The organism is Pseudomonas sp. PICF6 (assembly GCF_009831705.1).
GTDB lineage: Bacteria > Pseudomonadota > Gammaproteobacteria > Pseudomonadales > Pseudomonadaceae > Aquipseudomonas > Aquipseudomonas rhizophila.
In genome coordinates, this window is sequence record NZ_WUUD01000013.1 from 534,550 (window position 1) to 553,673 (window position 19,124).

Annotated in this window: 14 protein-coding genes; 5 read left to right on the forward strand and 9 right to left on the reverse strand. The window is 61.7% G+C overall.

The window, feature by feature from the left end; genetic code table 11:
* Positions 1-282: 282 nt before the first annotated feature.
* Complete coding sequence (locus GSM73_RS07430; RefSeq protein WP_025212689.1) at positions 283-858, reverse strand: ANTAR domain-containing response regulator; 576 nt, start codon at positions 856-858, stop codon at positions 283-285.
* Between the two features lie 14 nt (positions 859-872).
* Positions 873-2,084 (reverse strand): CmpA/NrtA family ABC transporter substrate-binding protein, encoded by a 1,212-nt coding sequence (locus tag GSM73_RS07435; RefSeq protein WP_160891981.1) that lies wholly within the window; start codon positions 2,082-2,084, stop codon positions 873-875.
* A 238-nt stretch (positions 2,085-2,322) separates the two neighbouring features.
* On the opposite strand from GSM73_RS07435, the gene GSM73_RS07440 reads away from it, so the two are divergent.
* Positions 2,323-3,342, forward strand: coding sequence for a quinone-dependent dihydroorotate dehydrogenase (locus GSM73_RS07440; RefSeq protein ID WP_047227154.1), 1,020 nt, complete (start codon positions 2,323-2,325; stop codon positions 3,340-3,342).
* A gap of 307 nt (positions 3,343-3,649) precedes the next feature.
* Here GSM73_RS07440 and rmf read toward each other — a convergent pair whose 3' ends face one another.
* Positions 3,650-3,865, reverse strand: a complete 216-nt coding sequence (gene rmf, locus GSM73_RS07445) for a ribosome modulation factor (RefSeq protein WP_003223300.1) — start codon at positions 3,863-3,865, stop codon at positions 3,650-3,652.
* A gap of 531 nt (positions 3,866-4,396) precedes the next feature.
* Here rmf and rlmKL point away from each other — a divergent pair.
* Both rlmKL and GSM73_RS07455 read left to right on the forward strand, forming a co-directional pair.
* A complete protein-coding gene (gene rlmKL, locus GSM73_RS07450) occupies positions 4,397-6,667 on the forward strand; it encodes a bifunctional 23S rRNA (guanine(2069)-N(7))-methyltransferase RlmK/23S rRNA (guanine(2445)-N(2))-methyltransferase RlmL (protein ID WP_047227155.1) in 2,271 nt (756 codons plus the stop codon).
* Between the two features lie 143 nt (positions 6,668-6,810).
* Positions 6,811-9,195 carry a GGDEF domain-containing protein gene (locus tag GSM73_RS07455; protein ID WP_047227156.1) on the forward strand — a complete coding sequence of 795 codons (2,385 nt, stop codon included), beginning with the start codon at positions 6,811-6,813 and terminating at the stop codon, positions 9,193-9,195.
* A gap of 125 nt (positions 9,196-9,320) precedes the next feature.
* Here the strand turns inward: GSM73_RS07455 and dacB are convergent, their stop codons facing one another.
* Positions 9,321-10,787, reverse strand: a complete 1,467-nt coding sequence (dacB, locus tag GSM73_RS07460) for a D-alanyl-D-alanine carboxypeptidase/D-alanyl-D-alanine-endopeptidase (RefSeq protein WP_047227157.1) — start codon at positions 10,785-10,787, stop codon at positions 9,321-9,323.
* Between the two features lie 232 nt (positions 10,788-11,019).
* On the opposite strand from dacB, the gene GSM73_RS07465 reads away from it, so the two are divergent.
* Positions 11,020-11,364, forward strand: a complete 345-nt coding sequence (locus GSM73_RS07465) for a YggL family protein (RefSeq protein WP_047227158.1) — start codon at positions 11,020-11,022, stop codon at positions 11,362-11,364.
* A gap of 159 nt (positions 11,365-11,523) precedes the next feature.
* On the opposite strand, the gene GSM73_RS07470 is transcribed toward GSM73_RS07465, so the two are convergent.
* Positions 11,524-12,714 (reverse strand): benzoate/H(+) symporter BenE family transporter, encoded by a 1,191-nt coding sequence (locus GSM73_RS07470; RefSeq protein ID WP_160891983.1) that lies wholly within the window; start codon positions 12,712-12,714, stop codon positions 11,524-11,526.
* Positions 12,715-12,954: 240 nt separating this feature from the next.
* Here GSM73_RS07470 and GSM73_RS07475 point away from each other — a divergent pair, with 240 nt between their 5' ends.
* Complete coding sequence (locus GSM73_RS07475; RefSeq protein WP_003183531.1) at positions 12,955-13,719, forward strand: GntR family transcriptional regulator; 765 nt, start codon at positions 12,955-12,957, stop codon at positions 13,717-13,719.
* Positions 13,720-13,850: 131 nt separating this feature from the next.
* Here the strand turns inward: GSM73_RS07475 and guaD are convergent, their stop codons facing one another.
* The 4 genes from guaD to GSM73_RS27080 form a co-directional block, all read right to left on the reverse strand.
* On the reverse strand, positions 13,851-15,155 hold the full coding sequence (guaD, locus tag GSM73_RS07480) for a guanine deaminase (RefSeq protein ID WP_160891985.1): 1,305 nt from the start codon (positions 15,153-15,155) through the stop codon (positions 13,851-13,853).
* 19 nt (positions 15,156-15,174) lie between these two features.
* Entirely contained in the window at positions 15,175-16,017 is an 843-nt protein-coding gene (gene xdhC, locus GSM73_RS07485) for a xanthine dehydrogenase accessory protein XdhC (protein WP_139050735.1), read from the reverse strand.
* Positions 16,018-16,145: 128 nt separating this feature from the next.
* Complete coding sequence (xdhB, locus tag GSM73_RS07490; protein ID WP_160891987.1) at positions 16,146-18,539, reverse strand: xanthine dehydrogenase molybdopterin binding subunit; 2,394 nt, start codon at positions 18,537-18,539, stop codon at positions 16,146-16,148.
* The coding region (locus tag GSM73_RS27080) for an FAD binding domain-containing protein (RefSeq protein WP_256676759.1) at positions 18,532-19,124 on the reverse strand (593 nt) is incomplete at its 5' end. The genes GSM73_RS27080 and xdhB, both read right to left, overlap by 8 nt.

Genomic DNA, 19,124 nt, shown 5'->3' on the forward strand with positions numbered 1-19,124 from the left:
AACGCCGCAACCCGAATCGCCAGGGGGCGAGGAGGGTGTGCGACGTCTTTGTCGTAGGTGGGGCAACCGCCGTTGGTTACCTGTGGCTTTGATAAAGCGAGAACTGTGCCAACAGGGGAGCAGTGTGAGACCTATCGCGAGCAGGCTCGCTCCCACAGTGGATCTTCAGTGGCCATGAAACCTGTGGGAGCGAGCCTGCTCCCACATTGGAGTTCCAGTGGCCACAGGATCTGTGGGAGCGAGCCTGCTCGCGATAGCGCCGGGCCAGGCGCTGCAAGGCTTTCAGCCGAGCAACTCATTCATCGCAATGATCTGCTCGGCCACCTGGATCAGCTTCTGCTGGCGACTCATGGCCTGGCGGCGCATCAGGGTGTAGGCCTGTTCTTCGTTGCATTCTTTCATCTTCATCAGCATGCCCTTGGCCAGTTCGATGCGTTTGCGCTCGGCCAGTTGCTGGTCCCGGGCCAGGAGCTGGGCGCGCAGGGCCTGGTCGCTTTCGAAGCGGGCCATGGCCACGTCGAGGATCGGTTGCAGGCGCGCGGCGTGGATGCCTTCGACGATGTAGGCGCTCACGCCCGATTTGATCGCCTGGCGCATTACATCCGGGTCGTGCTCGTCGGTAAACATGACGATCGGTCGTGGCTGGTCGCGGCTGACCAGCACCACTTGCTCCATGACATCGCGTCCGGGTGACTCGGTATCGATCAGGATCACGTCCGGACGCACTGTTTCGACGCGTGCCGGCAGGTCGATGGTCAATCCGGATTCATCGATGACTTCGAACCCGGCCTCAATCAGGGCCGCTTTGAGACGGCCGACTTTTTTCGCGGTGTCGTTGATCAGCAGGATACGCAGCATGGTCGTGGCTCCTGTCAGCGGCTGGCGAAGAGGGGAGCCGCATCGCTCAAAGCGTGCAGTTTGAAGCTTTTGGCATAAGCGGCCGGATCCGAGCCGTCCCAGATGGTGCCGTCGATCAATTGGCTGCTGCGCATGTCCTGGCGGGGGGCGGCGATGTCCAGTGCCGCGCAGGCTTGACGGTATAGCGTGAGCTGCTGGACTTGCTGTGCCACGGCCAGATAATCCGGGTCTTCACGCAACAGGCCCCAGCGGCGGAACTGGGTCATGAACCACATGCCATCGGACAGGTAGGGCAGGTTCACTTCGCCGTTGCCGTGGAAACGCATCGCGTGAGGGTCCTGCCAGCTGTTGCCCAGCCCGTCGGCGTAAATCCCTAACAGGCGCGGCTCGATGCAATCCAGCGGCGCGTCCAGGTATTCGGGGGCACTCAATAGTTGTGCGGTGCTGCGGCGGTTCTCGGTGCTTTGCTCAATGAAGCGACTGGCTTGCAGGATCGCCATCACCAGTGCGCGGGCGGTATTGGGGTATTGCTCGACGAATGCACGGGTGCAGCCGAGGACTTTTTCCGGGTGATCGGGCCAGATGGTTTGAGTTGTCGCCAGGGTGAAGCCCAGGTTCTGTTTTACCGCACTGGCGCACCACGGCTCGCCCACGCAGAACCCGTCGATCCGTCCGGCCTGCAGGTGGGCGATCATTTGCGGCGGCGGTACCACCACGCTGTCGACATCCGACAGCGGATGGATGCCTTGAGCGGCGAGCCAGTAATAGAGCCACATGGCGTGGGTGCCAGTGGGGAAGGTCTGGGCGAAAGTCAGTTTCGGGCGAGTTTGGTGCACATGCTGTTCCAGTGCCTCAGGACTGGTCACGCCTTGGGCCTGCAAGCCATGGGAAAGGTTGATGCTCTGGCCGTTCTGGTTCAGCCCCATCAACACCGCCATGTCGGTCGGCGCGACCCCGCCGATGCCCAGGTGCACCGCGTAGATCAGGCCATAAAGGCTGTGGGCGGCATCGATTTCACCGCTGACCAGCTTGTCCCGCAGGTTGGCCCAGGACGCTTGGCGCTTGAGGTTCAAAGTCAGCCCGTAAGGCTGGGCAAAGCCCTGGGTGGCGGCCACCACCAGCGGCGCGCAGTCGCTCAAGGCCATGAAGCCAAGATTGATCGCGCTCTTTTCCGGGGCATCGCTGCCGTTGACCCAGGCCAGGGGGGTGGCTGGAATTTCATTCATCGCGCATCACCTTTCCACAAAAAAAGGCGCCGTATCCGGACGCTTGCAAGGCCGGATGACGACGCCGTTGTCCTTCAAATACAGTGTGGCACTCATTCCGTCGTTGGCATGGGTGCCGATGAACGCAAGTGGTGCAAGGCATATGCCATCGCCGCTGTTTTGTGCAGGCGCCTCGCGTGCATCGTCGTAGCCCGGCTATAATCGCCGCCTCATTTCGTCGCCCGAGTCCAAGCCGCCCATGTACACCCTGGCCCGTGAACTGCTGTTCAAACTTTCCCCGGAAACCTCTCACGATCTGTCCCTGGACCTGATCGGCGCGGGTGGACGTTTGGGCCTCAATGGTCTGCTGTGCAAGGCGCCGGCTAAATTGCCGGTGAATGTGATGGGGCTTGAGTTCCCCAACCCGGTCGGGCTGGCGGCGGGCCTGGACAAGAATGGCGCGGCCATCGACGGTTTTGCCCAGTTGGGGTTCGGTTTCGTGGAAATCGGCACCGTTACCCCGCGTGCCCAGCCGGGCAACCCCAAGCCACGGATTTTCCGCCTGCCGCAAGCCGAGGCGATCATCAACCGCATGGGCTTTAACAACCTGGGCGTCGACCATTTGCTGGGGCGTGTGGCTGCCGCCAAGTACAAGGGCGTGCTGGGCATCAACATCGGCAAGAACTTCGACACACCGGTGGAGCGCGCGGTTGACGATTATCTGATCTGCCTGGACAAGGTCTACGCCCACGCCAGTTATGTGACCGTCAACGTCAGTTCCCCGAACACTCCGGGGCTGCGCAGCCTGCAATTTGGTGATTCGCTCAAGCAACTGCTGGCTGACCTGGCTCGACGTCGCGCCGAATTGGCGGTGATCCATGGCAAGCATGTGCCACTGGCCATCAAGATCGCCCCGGACATGACCGACGAAGAGACCGCACAGGTGGCCCAGGCCCTGATCGACACCGGAATGGACGCGGTGATTGCCACCAACACGACGCTGGGTCGCGAAGGCGTCGAAGGGGTGGAACACGCCGACGAGGCGGGCGGGCTGTCCGGTGCGCCGGTGCGGGACAAGAGCACCCATACCGTGAAAGTGCTGGCCGCCGAACTGGCGGGGCGCTTGCCGATCATCGCGGCGGGTGGCATCACCGAGGGCAAGCATGCTGCCGAAAAAATCAGCGCAGGCGCGAGCCTGGTGCAGATTTATTCGGGCTTTATCTATAAGGGGCCGGCGTTGATTCGGGAATCGGTGGATGCGATTGCTGCACTGCGTTGATTCTCAAGGTGCAACGCGATTCAACTGTGGCGAGGGGATTTAACCCCGCTGGGGCGCGAAGCGGCCCCAAACAGCTCACTCGTTAAACCTGACACTCTGAGGGGCTGCTGCGCAGCCCAGCGGGGTTAAATCCCCTCGCCACAACTGTATTCACAGCCCAGCTTTTTGCAGTGTTCATGAAACCCAGGCATTAAAAAGGGCTCCTCGAAGGAGCCCCCTGGGCCGAAGCCCGCCGTCCGGATGGGACGTGCGTGGTTAAATCGATGTGAGTATCAAATTGTCGAGTTCTTGAGTGTTAAGCCCTGTGTCAGCCGACGGCGTGAAGTTCGTTGAGTCTATGGATACCCGCAGTGCCGGTCATACCGTCCCAGTTGTCGCCGCGTCCTTCTCGCCAGCCATTGATCCAGGCTTGACGTACCGACGGTAGAGTAAAGGGGCAAAGCTCACGGGATTTACCACCAACGCCATATTGGTAACCGCGTAAAAATGCTCTTTCCAACGGATCACGCTTAAGTCTTCTCATAGGGTGTTGCCCTCACTTGTTGACTGTTGCTTAGCGTCGACCTCTATCGAGGCCGGGGCAGAATCATTCTGCCGTTGGCGGCTCGTTGCCGGCGTGACGAGCCAAGGTGTTGACGCCGTTGCGACGTCAACCTGTGTTGAGTTCTAACCAAAGCGTCACATGGATGGAATGATCGTTTTGTCATAAGCACGTAACAATAAAGATGTTAGGGCGATAAGTAACATGATGTTCGTCACCCGCTTTCAGGCAAGACCCCTGTATGATCGGCCCTGCATCGAAGGGTGCAGCCCTCAGGCGAATGAGAATGTCCCCCCGTTGCACTCGGGTACTATTCGACGAAAGGGTCGAGTTTTCACAATTTGTTGCACAGAATTTTTTATCTGCCCTCGCCTCTAAGCTCTTTTAACCTGAGCGGCGAGGGTGGCACGGCACACTTTCGTGCCACACGGGTGTTCTTGAGAAAAGCACCTGATTGAACCCGGCCCGGCAATGCGTTGCCCGGTCCACTTAGCCAAAGGCTCTGGAAATCCCATGTCCGATCGTTTCGAACTCTTCCTCACTTGCCCCAAAGGTCTTGAAGGCCTGCTGATCGAGGAAGCCGTCGGGCTTGGCCTTGAAGAGGCGCGTGAGCACACCTCGGCCGTGCGCGGCATGGCCGACATGGAAACGGCTTATCGCCTGTGCCTGTGGTCGCGCCTGGCCAACCGCGTATTGCTGGTGCTCAAGCGCTTCCCGATGAAGGATGCCGAAGACTTGTACCACGGCGTGCTGGATGTGGATTGGCAAGACCACATGCTCGCCGATGGCACCCTGGCGGTGGAGTTCAGCGGCCATGGCTCGGGTATCGACAACACCCACTTCGGCGCCTTGAAGGTCAAGGACGCCATTGTCGACAAGCTGCGTACCCCGACAGGCGAGCGGCCATCCATCGACAAGCTCAACCCGGACCTGCGCATCCACCTGCGCCTGGACCGCGGCGAAGCGATCCTTTCCCTGGACCTTTCTGGCCACAGCCTGCACCAGCGCGGCTATCGCCTGCAGCAAGGCGCCGCGCCCCTGAAAGAAAACCTCGCCGCGGCCATCCTGATCCGTGCCGGCTGGCCGCGTATCGCCGCTGAAGGCGGGGCGCTGGCCGACCCGATGTGCGGCGTCGGCACCTTCCTGGTGGAAGCCGGCATGATCGCCGCCGACATGGCGCCGAACCTGCGTCGCCAGCAGTGGGGTTTTACCGCCTGGCTCGGCCATGTGCCGGCGTTGTGGAAGAAGCTCCACGAAGAAGCCACCGAGCGTGCCGCTGCCGGCCTGGCCAAGCCACCATTGTGGATTCGCGGCTACGAAGCCGACCCACGGCTGATCCAGCCGGGCCGCAACAACGTCGAGCGGGCGGGCCTGAGCGAGTGGATCAAGATTTATCAGGGGGAAGTCGCCACCTTCGAACCCCGCCCGGACCAGAACCAGAAAGGCCTGGTGATCTGCAACCCGCCGTACGGCGAGCGTCTGGGCGACGAAGCCAGCTTGCTCTATCTCTATCAGAACCTCGGCGAGCGTCTGCGCCAGGCCTGCCTGAACTGGGAGGCCGCAGTGTTCACCGGCGCGCCGGACCTGGGCAAGCGCATGGGCATTCGCAGTCACAAGCAGTATTCGTTCTGGAACGGCGCCTTGCCGTGCAAATTGCTGCTGATCAAGGTCCTGCCCGATCAGTTCGTCACCGGCGGGCGTCGTACCCCGGAACAGCGCCAGGCCGAGCGTGAGCAGGCTGAGTACGATCAGGCGCCGGAAGTACCGCAAGAGCGCCAGTACAACAAGAACGGTAACCCGATCAAGCCGGCACCGGCTCCGGCTCCTGTGGTCGAGCAGGCCCGTTTGAGCGAAGGCGGGCAGATGTTCGCCAATCGCCTGCAAAAAAACCTCAAGCTGCTGAGTAAATGGGCCAAGCGTGAGGGCGTGGACTGCTATCGGGTCTACGATGCCGACATGCCGGAATACTCCATGGCCATCGACCTGTACCACGATTGGGTTCACGTCCAGGAATACGTCGCGCCAAAATCCATCGACCCGGAAAAGGCCTCGGCCCGGCTGTTCGACGCCCTGGCGGCGATTCCCCAGGCACTGAACGTCGACAAGAGCCGCGTGGTGATCAAGCGTCGCGAGCGGCAGAGCGGCACCAAGCAGTACGAGCGCCAGAGCACCCAGGGCAAGTTCACCGAGGTCAACGAAGGCGGCGTGAAGCTGCTGGTCAACCTCACCGACTACCTGGACACCGGGCTGTTTCTCGACCACCGGCCGATGCGCCTGCGGATCCAGAAAGAGGCGGCCGGCAAGCGCTTCCTCAATCTGTTCTGCTACACCGCGACCGCCAGTGTCCACGCCGCCAAGGGCGGTGCGCGCAGCACCACCAGTGTCGACCTGTCGAAAACCTACCTGGACTGGGCGCGGCGCAACCTGTCGCTCAATGGTTTTTCGGACAAGAACCGCTTGGAGCAGGGCGACGTGATGGCTTGGCTCGAAGCCAGTCGTGACGAATACGACCTGATCTTCATCGATCCGCCGACATTCTCCAATTCCAAGCGCATGGAAGGGGTGTTCGATGTGCAGCGCGACCACGTCCAACTGCTGGACCTGGCCATGGCCCGCCTGGCGCCGGGTGGTGTGCTGTACTTCTCCAACAACTTCCGCAAGTTCCAGCTCGAGGACAATCTGGCCGAGCGTTACGCGGTGGAGGAAATCACCGCCAAGACCATCGATCCGGATTTTGCCCGCAATGGCAAGATTCACCGTGCCTGGAAAATCATGGCCCGCTGACCTATAGCCGATTGGATCCATGGAAGCCTTGAAACTCAAGGCTTTCAGGCGTTTTTGTGCTGGTCAAAGTGATGGCTAATAGCTATAACTTAAGCCTGTGGACAGGGCAGTACCTACTGCCTGCCCCTTTCTGAGTTGTATTTATGGCATTGCATCAGGTACGCCCCAGAATCCTGGGTTTTATCAGCGAAGATGTGTCGGCCTGGCTGGTGGCTTCGCTGGTGCTGCTGGCCGGTGCGTTCCTGACCGGTTTGTTGACCTGGGCGATGGCTAATCTGTTTGACCAGCAATTGCGCCAGCGCTTTGAACTGCAAGCCGATGAACGCTTTAGCCGCATCGAGGAACGTTTTCAGGACCAGGAGCAACGTCTCGACAGCCTGAGGCGTTTCTTTGCCAACTCGGCCGGGGTTTCCGAGAGGGAATTCCATGGCTATGCCGAAGCGTTGCTGCGGCGCACTCAGGCGTTCGCCTGGGCGCCTCGGGTGCTGCGCGACGAACGATCATCGTTCGAACAACAAGCCCGCACCGAGGGGGGCGATACGTTTTCCATCCGTGAGCCGGACGACTCCGGTGGCTTGCGTCTGGCCGCCGAACGGGACGAATACGTGCCGGTGTTGTACCTCCAGAATCAACCTTCCTTCAAGGCTCCACGGGGCTTGGACCTGCTCGCCCATCCCTTGCGCCGTGCCACCCTTGAGCGCGCTCGCCACCGGGAGACCATAGTGGTATCGCAACCTTTGGACCTGGCGGGAGAGGCCGCCACCGCCACCCGCGGGGTGTTGCTGGTCGCGCCGGTCTCCAAGGCGTGGTCCAAGGAACCTTTCGGTTATGTCGTGGCTGCCGTCAGCATGCGCCAACTGGTGGGTGATGGCCTGCCGGCGCCCGGTCAGGACAACCTTTCGATGCGGGTCATGGACCTGTCCACGGACGATCGGGAGGAAGTGCTGTTCGAGTCACTCGATCCACCGGGCGAAAGTGACTTGTCGGCGACCCGCCTGTTACGCCTGGCCGATCGTGACTATCGGATAGAGTTGCGGCCCAGTCGTATGTTCCTGTCCACCAACCCTTCCTCGGTGGCCAGCCTGGTGGTATTGGGGGGCTTGCTCAGCCTGCTCCTCAGTGCGCTGCTGTATGTGCTGGTCAGCCAGCGACAGCGGGCCCTGCAGTTGGTCGAGCTGCGGACCCGAGAGCTGCGCGAGCGTGAGCAGGAACTGCGGGGCACTCATGGTCAGTTGCGTGGTGTGCTGAATGCCGCGACCCAGGTTGCGATCATCGCCACGGATCTTCGCGGGGTGATCACCACGTTCAATGCGGGCGCCGAGCAGATGCTTGGCTACGACAGCGGCGAGGTTCTGCACTGCATGACCCTCGAAAGCCTTCACTTGCCGCGCGAGCTCCAGGCCCGGGCCGTACAACTTGCTGCGCGTTATGGCAAACCGATTCCCACGTGCCACGCAATGTTGGTCGAGGGCGGCGAACAGGGTGGCCAGCAGGCCCGGGAATGGACTCTGGTGCGCCGCGATGGCAGCCATCTGACCGTGAACATGCTGGCGACACCGATGCTCGATGATCAGGGGCTGTGGGTCGGGCATCTGGCGATCTGCATCGACATCACCGAACGCAAGCGCGTTCATGAGGCCCTGGCCGCCCGGGACCTGTTGCTGAAAAAACTCAGTGCCCACGTGCCTGGGGGCATCTACCAGTTCAAGATGGATTTCAATGGGCGTTTCAGCGTGATTTATGCCAGTGATGGCATTCGCGATATCTATGAGCTGGAGCCCGAGACACTGGTGCGCAACGCCGAATCGATTTTCTCGCGCATCCATCCGCTGGACAGTGCGCGCGTGCGCAGATCGATCCGCACCTCGGCCGACACTCTGAGCCCATGGCGCGAGGAGTATCGCCTGCAACTGCCGCAGCGTGGGTTGCGTTGGGTGCGCGGCGAGGCCACGCCTGAGGAGCTGCCAGGCGGCGGGGTGTTGTGGCACGGTTATATTTCCGACATTTCCGATCTCAAGCGGGTGGAAGAAGAACTGCGAGCCTTGTCAGTGACCGACGCCCTGACAGGTATTCGCAACCGGCGCTATTTCCAGGAGCGCCTGACCACGGAGATGGCGCGGGTGGAGCGGGGCACCGGCGAGTTGGCGGTCATCATGCTCGACATCGATCACTTCAAGCGCATCAACGATCAGCATGGTCATGCAGTGGGCGATCGGGTGTTGCAGGCGGTTTGCCAGCGCATCACCCAGCGGCTGCGACGGACCGACGTGTTCTGTCGGCTGGGCGGTGAAGAGTTCGTGGTGTTATGCCCGGACACCGACGGCGAAAGTGCCCAGGCCTTGGCCACAGGGTTGTGGGAAGGGCTGCGCAGCGCGCCGATCGAGGACGTGGGTGTCATCACGGCCAGCTTCGGTATCGCCACCTGGCGGGTCGGGGAGGGGGCGGATGCGCTGCTGCTGCGGGCCGACTCGGGGGTGTACGCGGCCAAGCAGGCCGGACGGGATCGGGTTGAGGTGCAGTTGGGGTAGGCGTTCGCGCCGGTGATCGATGTGGGAGCGAGCCTGCTCGCGATAACGGTGTGCCATTCAACATCGCTGTTCACTGGCTGACGCATCGCGAGCAGGCTCGCTCCCACATTCAATTTGGTACGGGTTTAGAGCACCGAAGCCGTCTGCGGCAGTTTCGGCTGGCGGTACAGGTCCAGCAGCACCTGGTCCAGCACCGACGAAGCGCCCCATGGCCGCGGATCGTTGAGAATCGCCACGACGGCCCAGGTGTTGCCGTTGATGTCACGGCTGTAGCCCGCGATGGCGCGAACGGTGTTCAGGGTGCCGGTCTTGACGTGGGCTTCGCCGGCCATGGCGGTGGTCTTGAGACGTTTGCGCATGGTGCCGTCGGTGCCGGCGATGGGCATCGAACTGATGAATTCGGCGGAGTACGGGCTGCGCCACGCGGCTTGCAGCATTGCCGCCATTTCCCGGGCACTCACCCTTTCGGCGCGGGACAGGCCGGAGCCGTTTTCCATGACCAGGTGCGGCGCGGTGATGCCTTTCCTGGCCAGCCACTGGCGTACCACCCGCTGTGCCGCTTTGGCGTCGTCACCGTCGGCTTCGTTGCGGAACTCTGCGCCCAGGCTCAGGAATAATTGCTGGGCCATGGTGTTGTTACTGTATTTGTTGATGTCGCGAATGATCTCCGCCAGGTCCGGCGAGAACGCCCGGGCCAGCACCTTGGCGCTGCTCGGGGTCGCCGCCAGGCGATCCTTGCCCTGAATGCTGCCGCCCAGTTCCTTCCAGATCGCCCGCACCGCTCCGGCGGTGTAGGTGGGGTGGTCCAGCAGCGCCAGGTAAGTCTGGGAGCTGCAACCGTCACCGAGCTGGCCGCCGACGGTCACGGTCACGCTGCCGTCTGCCTGGGGCACCGGGTTGTAGCGCACGCCACCGGTGCATTGCTTGGAGTTGAGTGCCTTGACCTGGTTTTCGATGCGAATGCTGGCAATCGGCGGCTCCACCGACACCAGCACCCGGCCGCCGTCATTGCGGGCGACAAAACGCAGGGCCTTGAGGTTGACCAGCAAGGAGTCGGGCTTGACCAGGAACGGTTTGTTCTTGTCGTTGCCGTCGTCGTTGAATTCAGGCAACTGCGGTTTGATGAAGAAACCACGGTCCAGCACCAGGTCCCCGGTCACCTGTTGCACGCCGTTGGCCCGCAGGTCGCGCATCAGCAGCCAGAGTTTTTCCATGTTCAGCTTGGGGTCGCCGCCACCCTTGAGGTACAGGTTGCCGTTGAGAATCCCGCCGCTGAGGGTGCCGTCGGTGTAGAACTCGGTTTTCCACTGGTGATTGGGCCCCAGCATCTCCAGGGCGGCATAGGTGGTCACCAGCTTCATGGTGGAGGCCGGGTTCACCGAGACGTCGGCGTTGTACAGGGTCGGGGTGCCAGGGCCGTTGAGCGGGATCATCACCAGGGACAAGGCGTTGTTTTGCAGCTTGCTGTTCTTGAGGGCCTTTTGCACATTGGGCGTCAGGGCCGTGTTGATAGTGGCGGCGCTGGTGGATGCGGGCAGGGCCAGGGGAAGAAGAAGGCTGGCCAAAAGCAGTGGACGCAAAGATCTGATCATTTGAAATAAAACCCTACGGGCGAGGGGGGAAAAAACGAGGACATGAAAATGAACGCCCTCAACGTCATGAAAGTGTCGGCATTATGCCCCAAGGTGCAACGGCTTGTGCCGTGCCTGAGCCCTTCGGGGCGCTATTTTTTACCGACGGTAGGCCCACACACCCGATCAGGCGGGCAAACAGTGCACCAAACTGGTAGAGTGCCCGCCGTTATTACTTATGAGGATTGTTCCAATGGCGACTAACCGTTCCCAGCGTCTGCGCAAAAAACTGTGCGTGGATGAATTTCAAGAGCTGGGTTTCGAACTGAACCTGGATTTCAAAGAAGATCTGGCCGATGAGGCCGTTGACGCTTTCCTCGACGCTTTCCTGAAAGAAGCCATGGAAGCCAATGGCCTGGGCTATGTTGGCGGCGACGACTACGGTCTGGTTTGCCTGCAGAAGCGTGGCTCGGTGTCCGAAGAGCAGCGTGCGGCCGTTGAAGCCTGGCTCAAGGCGCGTCCTGAGCTGACCAGCGTTGAAGTCAGCCCGCTGATGGACGTCTGGTACCCGGAAAAGCCGATCAATCCGGTCGCTTGATGGTCTGAAACCGGCAGCCCGTTTGGGTGCCGGTTTTTTTGTGCCTGTCGGTTGGGTAGGTGTTGCCCTTCAGGCTGCCATCGCGAGCAGGCTCGCTCCCACAGGATTGTTGTGAACGACACAGATCCTTCTGTGGGAGCGAGCCTGCTCGCGATGCCTTCAGGCGTTACGCCAGTTCAGGATCACTAAGGTCAACACCCCCGCCACAATCCCCCAGAACGCCGAGCCGATGGAAAACAGCGTCAACCCCGATGCCGTGACCATGAAGGTGATCAGTGCCGCTTCCCGTTCCCGGGCTTCGCTCATGGCGATGCTCAAGCCATTGATGATTGAGCCGAACAGCGCCAGCGCCGCGATGGACAGTACCAACTCCTTGGGCAGCGCCGCGAACAACGCCGCCAGTGTCGCGCCGAACACCCCGGCAAGCCCATAGAAAACCCCGCACCAGACTGCTGCCGTGTAGCGTTTGTTACGATCCTCATGGGCGTGGGGCCCAGTGCAGATGGCCGCGCTGATGGCCGCCAGGTTAATGCCGTGGGAGCCGAACGGCGCCAGCAGCAGCGAGGCGATGCCGGTGCTGGTGATCAGCGGCGAGGCCGGTACGTTGTAACCGTCGGCCCGCAGCACCGCGATGCCAGGCATGTTTTGCGAAGTCATCGCCACCACGAACAATGGAATGCCGATGCTGATGGTGGCCGCCAGGGAGAAGTGCGGCGTGGTCCATACCGGTGTGGCGACTTCCAGGGCAAAGCCGCTGAAGTCCAGCAGCCCCATCAAGCCTGACAGAGCTGTACCGATCAGTAACGCCGCCAGCACTGCGTAGCGCGGCGACAGGCGCTTGACGATCAGGTAGGTGAAAAACATCCCCAGCACCAGACCGGTTCGATGCTGGGTGGCGACGAAAATCTCGCTGCCGATCTTGAACAGGATCCCCGCCAGCAACGCCGCCGCCAGCGAGGCCGGAATGCGCTTGACCAGGCGCTCGAAGCTGCCGGTCAGGCCACAGATCGTCACCAGCACCGCGCAGGTGATGTAGGCGCCGATGGCCTCGCCATAACTGACCCCGCCCAGGCTGGTGATCAGCAGCGCCGCGCCGGGTGTCGACCAGGCGATGGTGATCGGTGTGCGATACCGCAACGACAGGCCAATGGAGCACACGGCCATGCCGATGGAAATCGCCCAGATCCACGAAGAAATCTGCCCGCTGGTCAGCCCTGCCGCCTGTCCGGCCTGGAACATCAACACCAGCGAACTGGTGTAGCCGGTCATCATGGCGATGAAACCGGCGACGATCGCCGATGGCGATGTATCGGCCAACGGACGAAGTGGCGTGGTCGTGACTTCGGTCATGGTGGGCGGTGGTCCTTGTTGTAAATTGCAGGAGGGCGGGGGCCACAGATTCGGGGTTTAAGCCTAAACTCAACTCCGTTGCCAATTGCAATACAGCCACGTCCGTAAACAGCCGTACAGTCGTGTTGCCATCAGAGGTTGTGTACAATCGACGTATTATTTACGTGATACTTGTCAGCGACCCGCTGAGGCGTATTACAGTCACGGTCAATTCGCCGCAGTTCTCCGACTCGAGTGCCCATGAACGAACAGTTGCAGCCCCTCAAGAAACAACCGCGAGCAGGCAAAGCCGGCCGCAGCGGAACCCAGGACGATATTGTCTATGCGCATATTTTCGAGGCCATCCTCGAACAGCGTCTGGCGCCCGGTACAAAGTTGAGCGAAGAGGCGTTGGGGGAGATTTTCGGGGTCAGTCGCACCATCATTCGCCGCGCGTTGTCGCGCTTGGCCCATGAAGGTGTGGTGCTGTTGCGGCCCAATCGCGGCGCCGTGGTGGCCAGCCCGAGTGTTGAAGAGGCCCGCCAGGTATTCATGGCCCGGCGTCTGGTGGAGCGGGCCATCACCGAACTGGCCGTGCAGCACGCCACCGCCGAGCAGCTTGCCGAGCTGCGGCAGATGGTCAGCGACGAGCGCGACAGTTTTTCCCGTGGTGACCGTGGCGCCGGCATCCGCCTGTCAGGCGAGTTCCACCTCAAGCTGGCCGAGGCGGCGAAGAACGCCCCGCTGATCAGCTTCCAGCGCAGCCTGGTGTCGCAGACCTCGCTGATCATCGCCCAGTATGAAAGCGGCAACCGCTCCCACTGTTCCTACGACGAACACACCCAATTGATCGACGCCATCGAGGCCCGCGATGCCACCCTGGCGGTGGACCTGATGATGCACCACATGGACCACATCGACAGCAAGCTCAACCTCGACGAAGAAAGCGCGTCGGATGATTTGCATGCGGTGTTTTCGCATTTGTTGCAGAGCAAGAAGCCAGGGCGGTCGACGGCCAAGCTTTGATGAGTTGAATCAGTCATACCGAGTTGCCTTCATCGCGAGCAGGCTCGCTCCCACAAGGGTTATGTGATTGACACAAATCCACTGTGGGAGCGAGCCTGCTCGCGATTGGCAGTCTGACAGGCGCTAGAAATCTAGCGCTGATGCACCAACCGGCCAGCCGCAAAGGTCTGCGCCACCGTCCGGTCATCCCCCAGCGTCATCAACACAAACAACTTCTCGGCAATGTCCCGGGCCTGCTTGAGGCGATAGCTCAACAGCGGCGTGGCGTTGTAGTCCAACACCAGAAAGTCCGCATCGCTGCCCGGCTGTAAAGTCCCGATCCGGTCTTCCAGGCGCAAGGCCCGGGCGCCGCCAAGCGTGGCCAGGTACAGCGACTTGAACGGGCTCAGGCGGGCGCCCTGCAACTGCATCACCTTGTAGGCTTCGTTCAGGGTTTGCAGCAGCGAAAAACTGGTGCCGCCCCCCACATCCGTACCCAACCCCACGTTCACTTTGTGCTTCTCGGCCATTGGCAGGTTGAACAGGCCGCTGCCGAGGAAAAAGTTCGAGGTCGGGCAGAACGCGATGGCCGAACCGGTCTCGGCCAGGCGCGCGCATTCGTCGTCACACAGGTGCACGCCGTGGGCGAACACCGAGCGTTCGCCGAGCAGTTGGTAGTGGTCGTAGACGTCCAGATAACCTTTGCGCTCGGGGAACAGTTCCTTGACCCATTGCACTTCCTGCAGGTTCTCACTGATGTGAGTCTGCATGTACAGGTCGGGATATTCCCCCAGCAACTGACCCGCCAGGGCCAGTTGTTCCGGCGTGCTGGTCGGCGCAAAACGCGGGGTCACGGCGTAATGCAGGCGGCCCTTGCCATGCCAGCGCTCGATCAGCGCTTTGCTTTGGGTGTAGCTGGATTCGGCGGTGTCGATCAGGTAGTCCGGGGCGTTGCGATCCATCATCACTTTGCCGGCGATCATCCGCAGGTCGAGTTTCTCGGCCACCTCGAAAAACGCGTTCACCGATTGCGGGTGCACACTGCCAAACACCAGCGCGGTGGTGGTGCCGTTGCGCAGCAGTTCCCTGACGAAAATATCGGCGACGGCGTCGGCATGGGCCTTGTCGGCGAACTGACTTTCGCAGGGGAAGGTGTAGGTGTTGAGCCAGTCCAGCAATTGCTCGCCGTAAGCCCCGACCATGCCGGTCTGCGGCAGGTGGATGTGGGTGTCGATGAAGCCGGGCGTGATCAGTGCGTCCTGGTAATGAGTGATCTCGATGTCGGCCGCCAGGGTCGGCAGCAATTCGCTGGCGTGGCCGATGGCGCTGATCTGGCCGTTTTCCACCACCAGCAGGCCGTCTTCAAAATATTCATAGGACGCTTCAATGCCGACTTCGGCAGGGTCGGCGAGGCTGTGGAGCAGGGCGGCGCGGTAGGCTTTACGTGTCAGGGGCATGGGAATTCTCAACGATTGTTCAACGGTTCGCCTGGCTGCGGCGCGAGGCCGGCAACAGCTTGGCAATCGGTTCGGCGCGCGTGGTGTGCTGGCCGAAATCCGCGTTATAGGTGGCGATGATTTCACCGGCGATGGAGATGGCGATTTCCACAGGCAACTTGCCTTTGACGTCGCCAATGCCCATCGGGCAGCGCATGCGCTGCAAGGTGCTGCTGTCGAAGCCGCGATCGCGCAGGCGATGTTCGAACTTGACCCGTTTGGTTTTCGAACCGATCAGGCCGAAGTAAGCGAAGTCGTTGCGCTTGAGGATCGCGGCGCTCAGTTCCAGGTCGAGCTGATGGTTGTGGGTCATGACGATGCAGTAGCTGCCGGCGGGCAGTTCGTCGATTTCATCCAGCGGCTCTTCGCTGACGATCTTGCGCACGCCGTGGGGCAGGTGTTCAGGAAACTCCGCTTCCCGGGAGTCGATCCAGCGCACCTTGCAGGGCAGGCTCGCCAGCAGCGGCACCAGGGCGCGGCCGACGTGGCCGGCGCCGAATACGGCGATCTGCGCCTGGACCTGGCCCATGGGTTCGAACAGCAGCACGGTGACGCCGCCGCAGCACTGGCCCAGGCTGGCACCGAGGCTGAAGCGCTCCAGATGGGTGCTTTGCTGGCCGCTGGCGAGCATCTGCCGGGCGATCTCCATGGCCTTGTATTCCAGGTGGCCGCCACCGATGGTGTCGAACGTCTGGCTGGCGCTGATCACCATCTTCGAACCGGCATTGCGCGGGGTCGAGCCGAGTTCTTCGATGATCGTCACCAGCACGCAGGGTTCACCGCGATCTTGCAGGTCGGCGAGGGCGCTGATCCAGTTGTACATATTTCACCTCAACTGATCGTTCCCACGCTCTGCGTGGGAATGCATCTTTGGACGCTCCGCGTCCGCTCTTCAAACTTCGACGCAGAGCGTCGGGGGTTGCATTCCCACGCAGAGCGTGGGAACGATCATCAAATGGCTTCGGGCTCGGCTTCCTTAACCTTAGCCACCCGCAACCCACGCATCTGCTCACACCCCCACAACACCCGCTCCGGGGTCGCGGGTGCATCGATTTTCGGCTGGTGCTGGTAATTTCCCAGGCTCGCCACGGCATCCTTGATGGCGCACCACGCGGCGATACCGAGCATGAACGGCGGTTCGCCCACGGCTTTGGAATGGAACACCGTGTCTTCCGGGTTCTTGCGGTTTTCCACCAGCTTGACCCGCAGATCCAACGGCATGTCGGCCACCGCCGGAATCTTGTAGCTGGCCGGGCCGCAGGTCTGTAGCTTGCCTTTGTCGTTCCATACCAGCTCTTCCATGGTCAGCCAGCCCATGCCCTGGATGAAACCGCCCTCGACCTGGCCGATGTCGATGGCCGGGTTCAGCGAGGCGCCGACGTCGTGGAGGATGTCGGTGCGCAGCATCTTGTATTCGCCGGTTAGGGTGTCGACGATCACCTCGGCGCACGCCGCGCCGTAGGCGTAGTAGTAGAACGGCCGGCCCCGGGCCTGGCTGCGGTCGTAATAGATTTTCGGGGTCTTGTAGAAACCGGTGCTCGACAGCGAGACCTGGGCGAAATACGCCTGCTGCACCAGCGCCTCGAACGTCAGGATGTGATCGCGCACCCGCACATGGCCGTTGTGGAACGCCACGTCTTCTTCGCTGACCTTGTACTGCCGCGCGGCGAACTCCACCAGGCGCTGCTTGATGGTTTCGGCGGCATTCTGCGCAGCCTTGCCATTGAGGTCGGCACCGCTGGAGGCAGCGGTGGGCGAGGTGTTCGGCACCTTGTCGGTGTTGGTCGCGGTGATCTGTACCCGGTCCATTTCCACCTGGAACACTTCGGCCACCACTTGCGCGACTTTGGTGTTCAAGCCCTGGCCCATTTCCGTACCGCCATGGTTCAGGTGGATGCTGCCGTCGGTATAGACATGAATCAGCGCCCCGGCCTGGTTGAGGAAGCTGGCGGTGAAGGAAATACCAAATTTCACCGGGGTCAGCGCCAGGCCTTTTTTCAGGATCGGGCTATTGGCGTTGTAGCGGCGGATCGCTTCGCGGCGCTCGGCATACTGGCTGCTTTGCTCGAGTTCGGCGGTCATCTCCTCGAGCATGTTGTGCTCGACGGTCTGGTAGTAGTGGGTGACGTTACGCTCGGTCTTGCCGTAGTAGTTGGCCTTGCGCACCGCCAGCGGATCCAGCCCCAGATGCCGGGCGATGGCGTCCATCACCTCTTCGATGGCGACCATGCCTTGCGGCCCGCCGAAGCCACGGTAAGCGGTGTTCGACGCGGTATTGGTCTTGCAACGATGGCCGTTGATGGTTGCATCGCCCAGGTAGTAGGCGTTGTCGGCATGGAACATCGCCCGGTCGACAATCGAGGCCGACAGGTCCGGCGAGCAACCGCAGTTGCCGGCCAGCTCCAGGGCAATACCGTGCAAACGCCCGGTGCTGTCGAAACCGACGTCGTATTCGATGTAGAAAGGGTGGCGCTTGCCGGTCATCAGCATGTCTTCGACCCGGGGCAGGCGCATCTTGGTCGGTTGGCCGGTGAGGTGGGCGATGACCGCGCACAGGCACGCCGGGCTGGCGGCCTGGGTTTCCTTGCCACCAAAGCCGCCGCCCATGCGGCGCATGTCCACCACGACTTTGTTCATCGAAACGTCCAGCACTTCGGCCACCAGTTTCTGCACTTCGGTGGGGTTCTGTGTGGAGCAGTAGACGATCATGCCGCCGTCTTCGGTGGGCATCACCGAGGAAATCTGGGTTTCCAGGTAAAAGTGTTCCTGGCCGCCAATGTGCAGCGAGCCCTGGATGCGGTGCTCGGCGCTGGCCAGTGCCGCCGCCGAATCTCCGCGCTGGTGGGTGTGGCTATCCAGCACGAAATGCCGCTTGCGCAGGGCCTCGACCACGTCCAGCACCGGTTCCAGATCTTCGTATTCGATGATGGCCGCCATCGCTGCCTTGCGCGCGGTTTCCAGGTCCCTGGCGGCAACCGCCAGCACCGGTTGGCCGACGAACTGCACGTCATCGATGGCCAGCAACGGGTCGCCGGGTAACAGCGGGCCGATGTCCTTCAGCCCCGGAATGTCTACATGGGTAATGGCGATGCGCACGCCTTCGAAGGCGTAGCAGGGCGCGGTATCGATACGGATGATCCGGGCGTGGGCGCGGTCCGACAGCCGGGCATAGACGTGCAACTGGTTCGGAAATTCCAGGCGATCGTCGATGTACTGGGCTTCGCCGGACACATGCTTGGCGGCGCTGTCATGCTTGACGCTGCGGCCCACGCCGGTGGTCAGGTCGCGGGCGAACAGTTCGGCCAGCTCGGCTTGAGTCTTCTCTACGGCGTGATGGTTAGACATAAGCGGTCACCCGAGTCTCGATGTGCGGCGTTTGCAGTTCGATGAAGTATTTGCGCAGCAGGTTGCGGGCGCTGAGCAGGCGGTATTCCTTGCTGGCGCGGAAGTCCGACAACGGTGTGAAGTCCTCGGCCAGTGCGGCGCAGGCACGTTCGACGGTGCTGTCGTTCCACGCGGCACCGATCAACGCGGCTTCACAATGCTTGGCGCGCTTGGGCGTCGCGGCCATGCCGCCGAAGGCCACCCGAGCGTCCTGGACCACGCCATGCTCGATACGCAGGTTGAACGCCGCGCATACGGCGGAAATGTCATCGTCCAGGCGCTTGGAGACCTTATAGGCGCGGAACGCCTGCTCGGCGCTGGCCCGGGGCACGATGATCTTCTCGATGAATTCGCTTTCCTGGCGGGCGGTCACCCGGTAATCGATGAAATAGTCTTCCAGCGCCAGGGTGCGACGGGTCTGGCCCTTGCACAAGACGATCTGCGCGCCGAGGGCGATCAGCAAGGGCGGCGAGTCGCCAATCGGCGAGGCGTTGCCGATGTTGCCGCCCAAGGTGCCCTGGTTGCGGATCTGCAACGAAGCGAAGC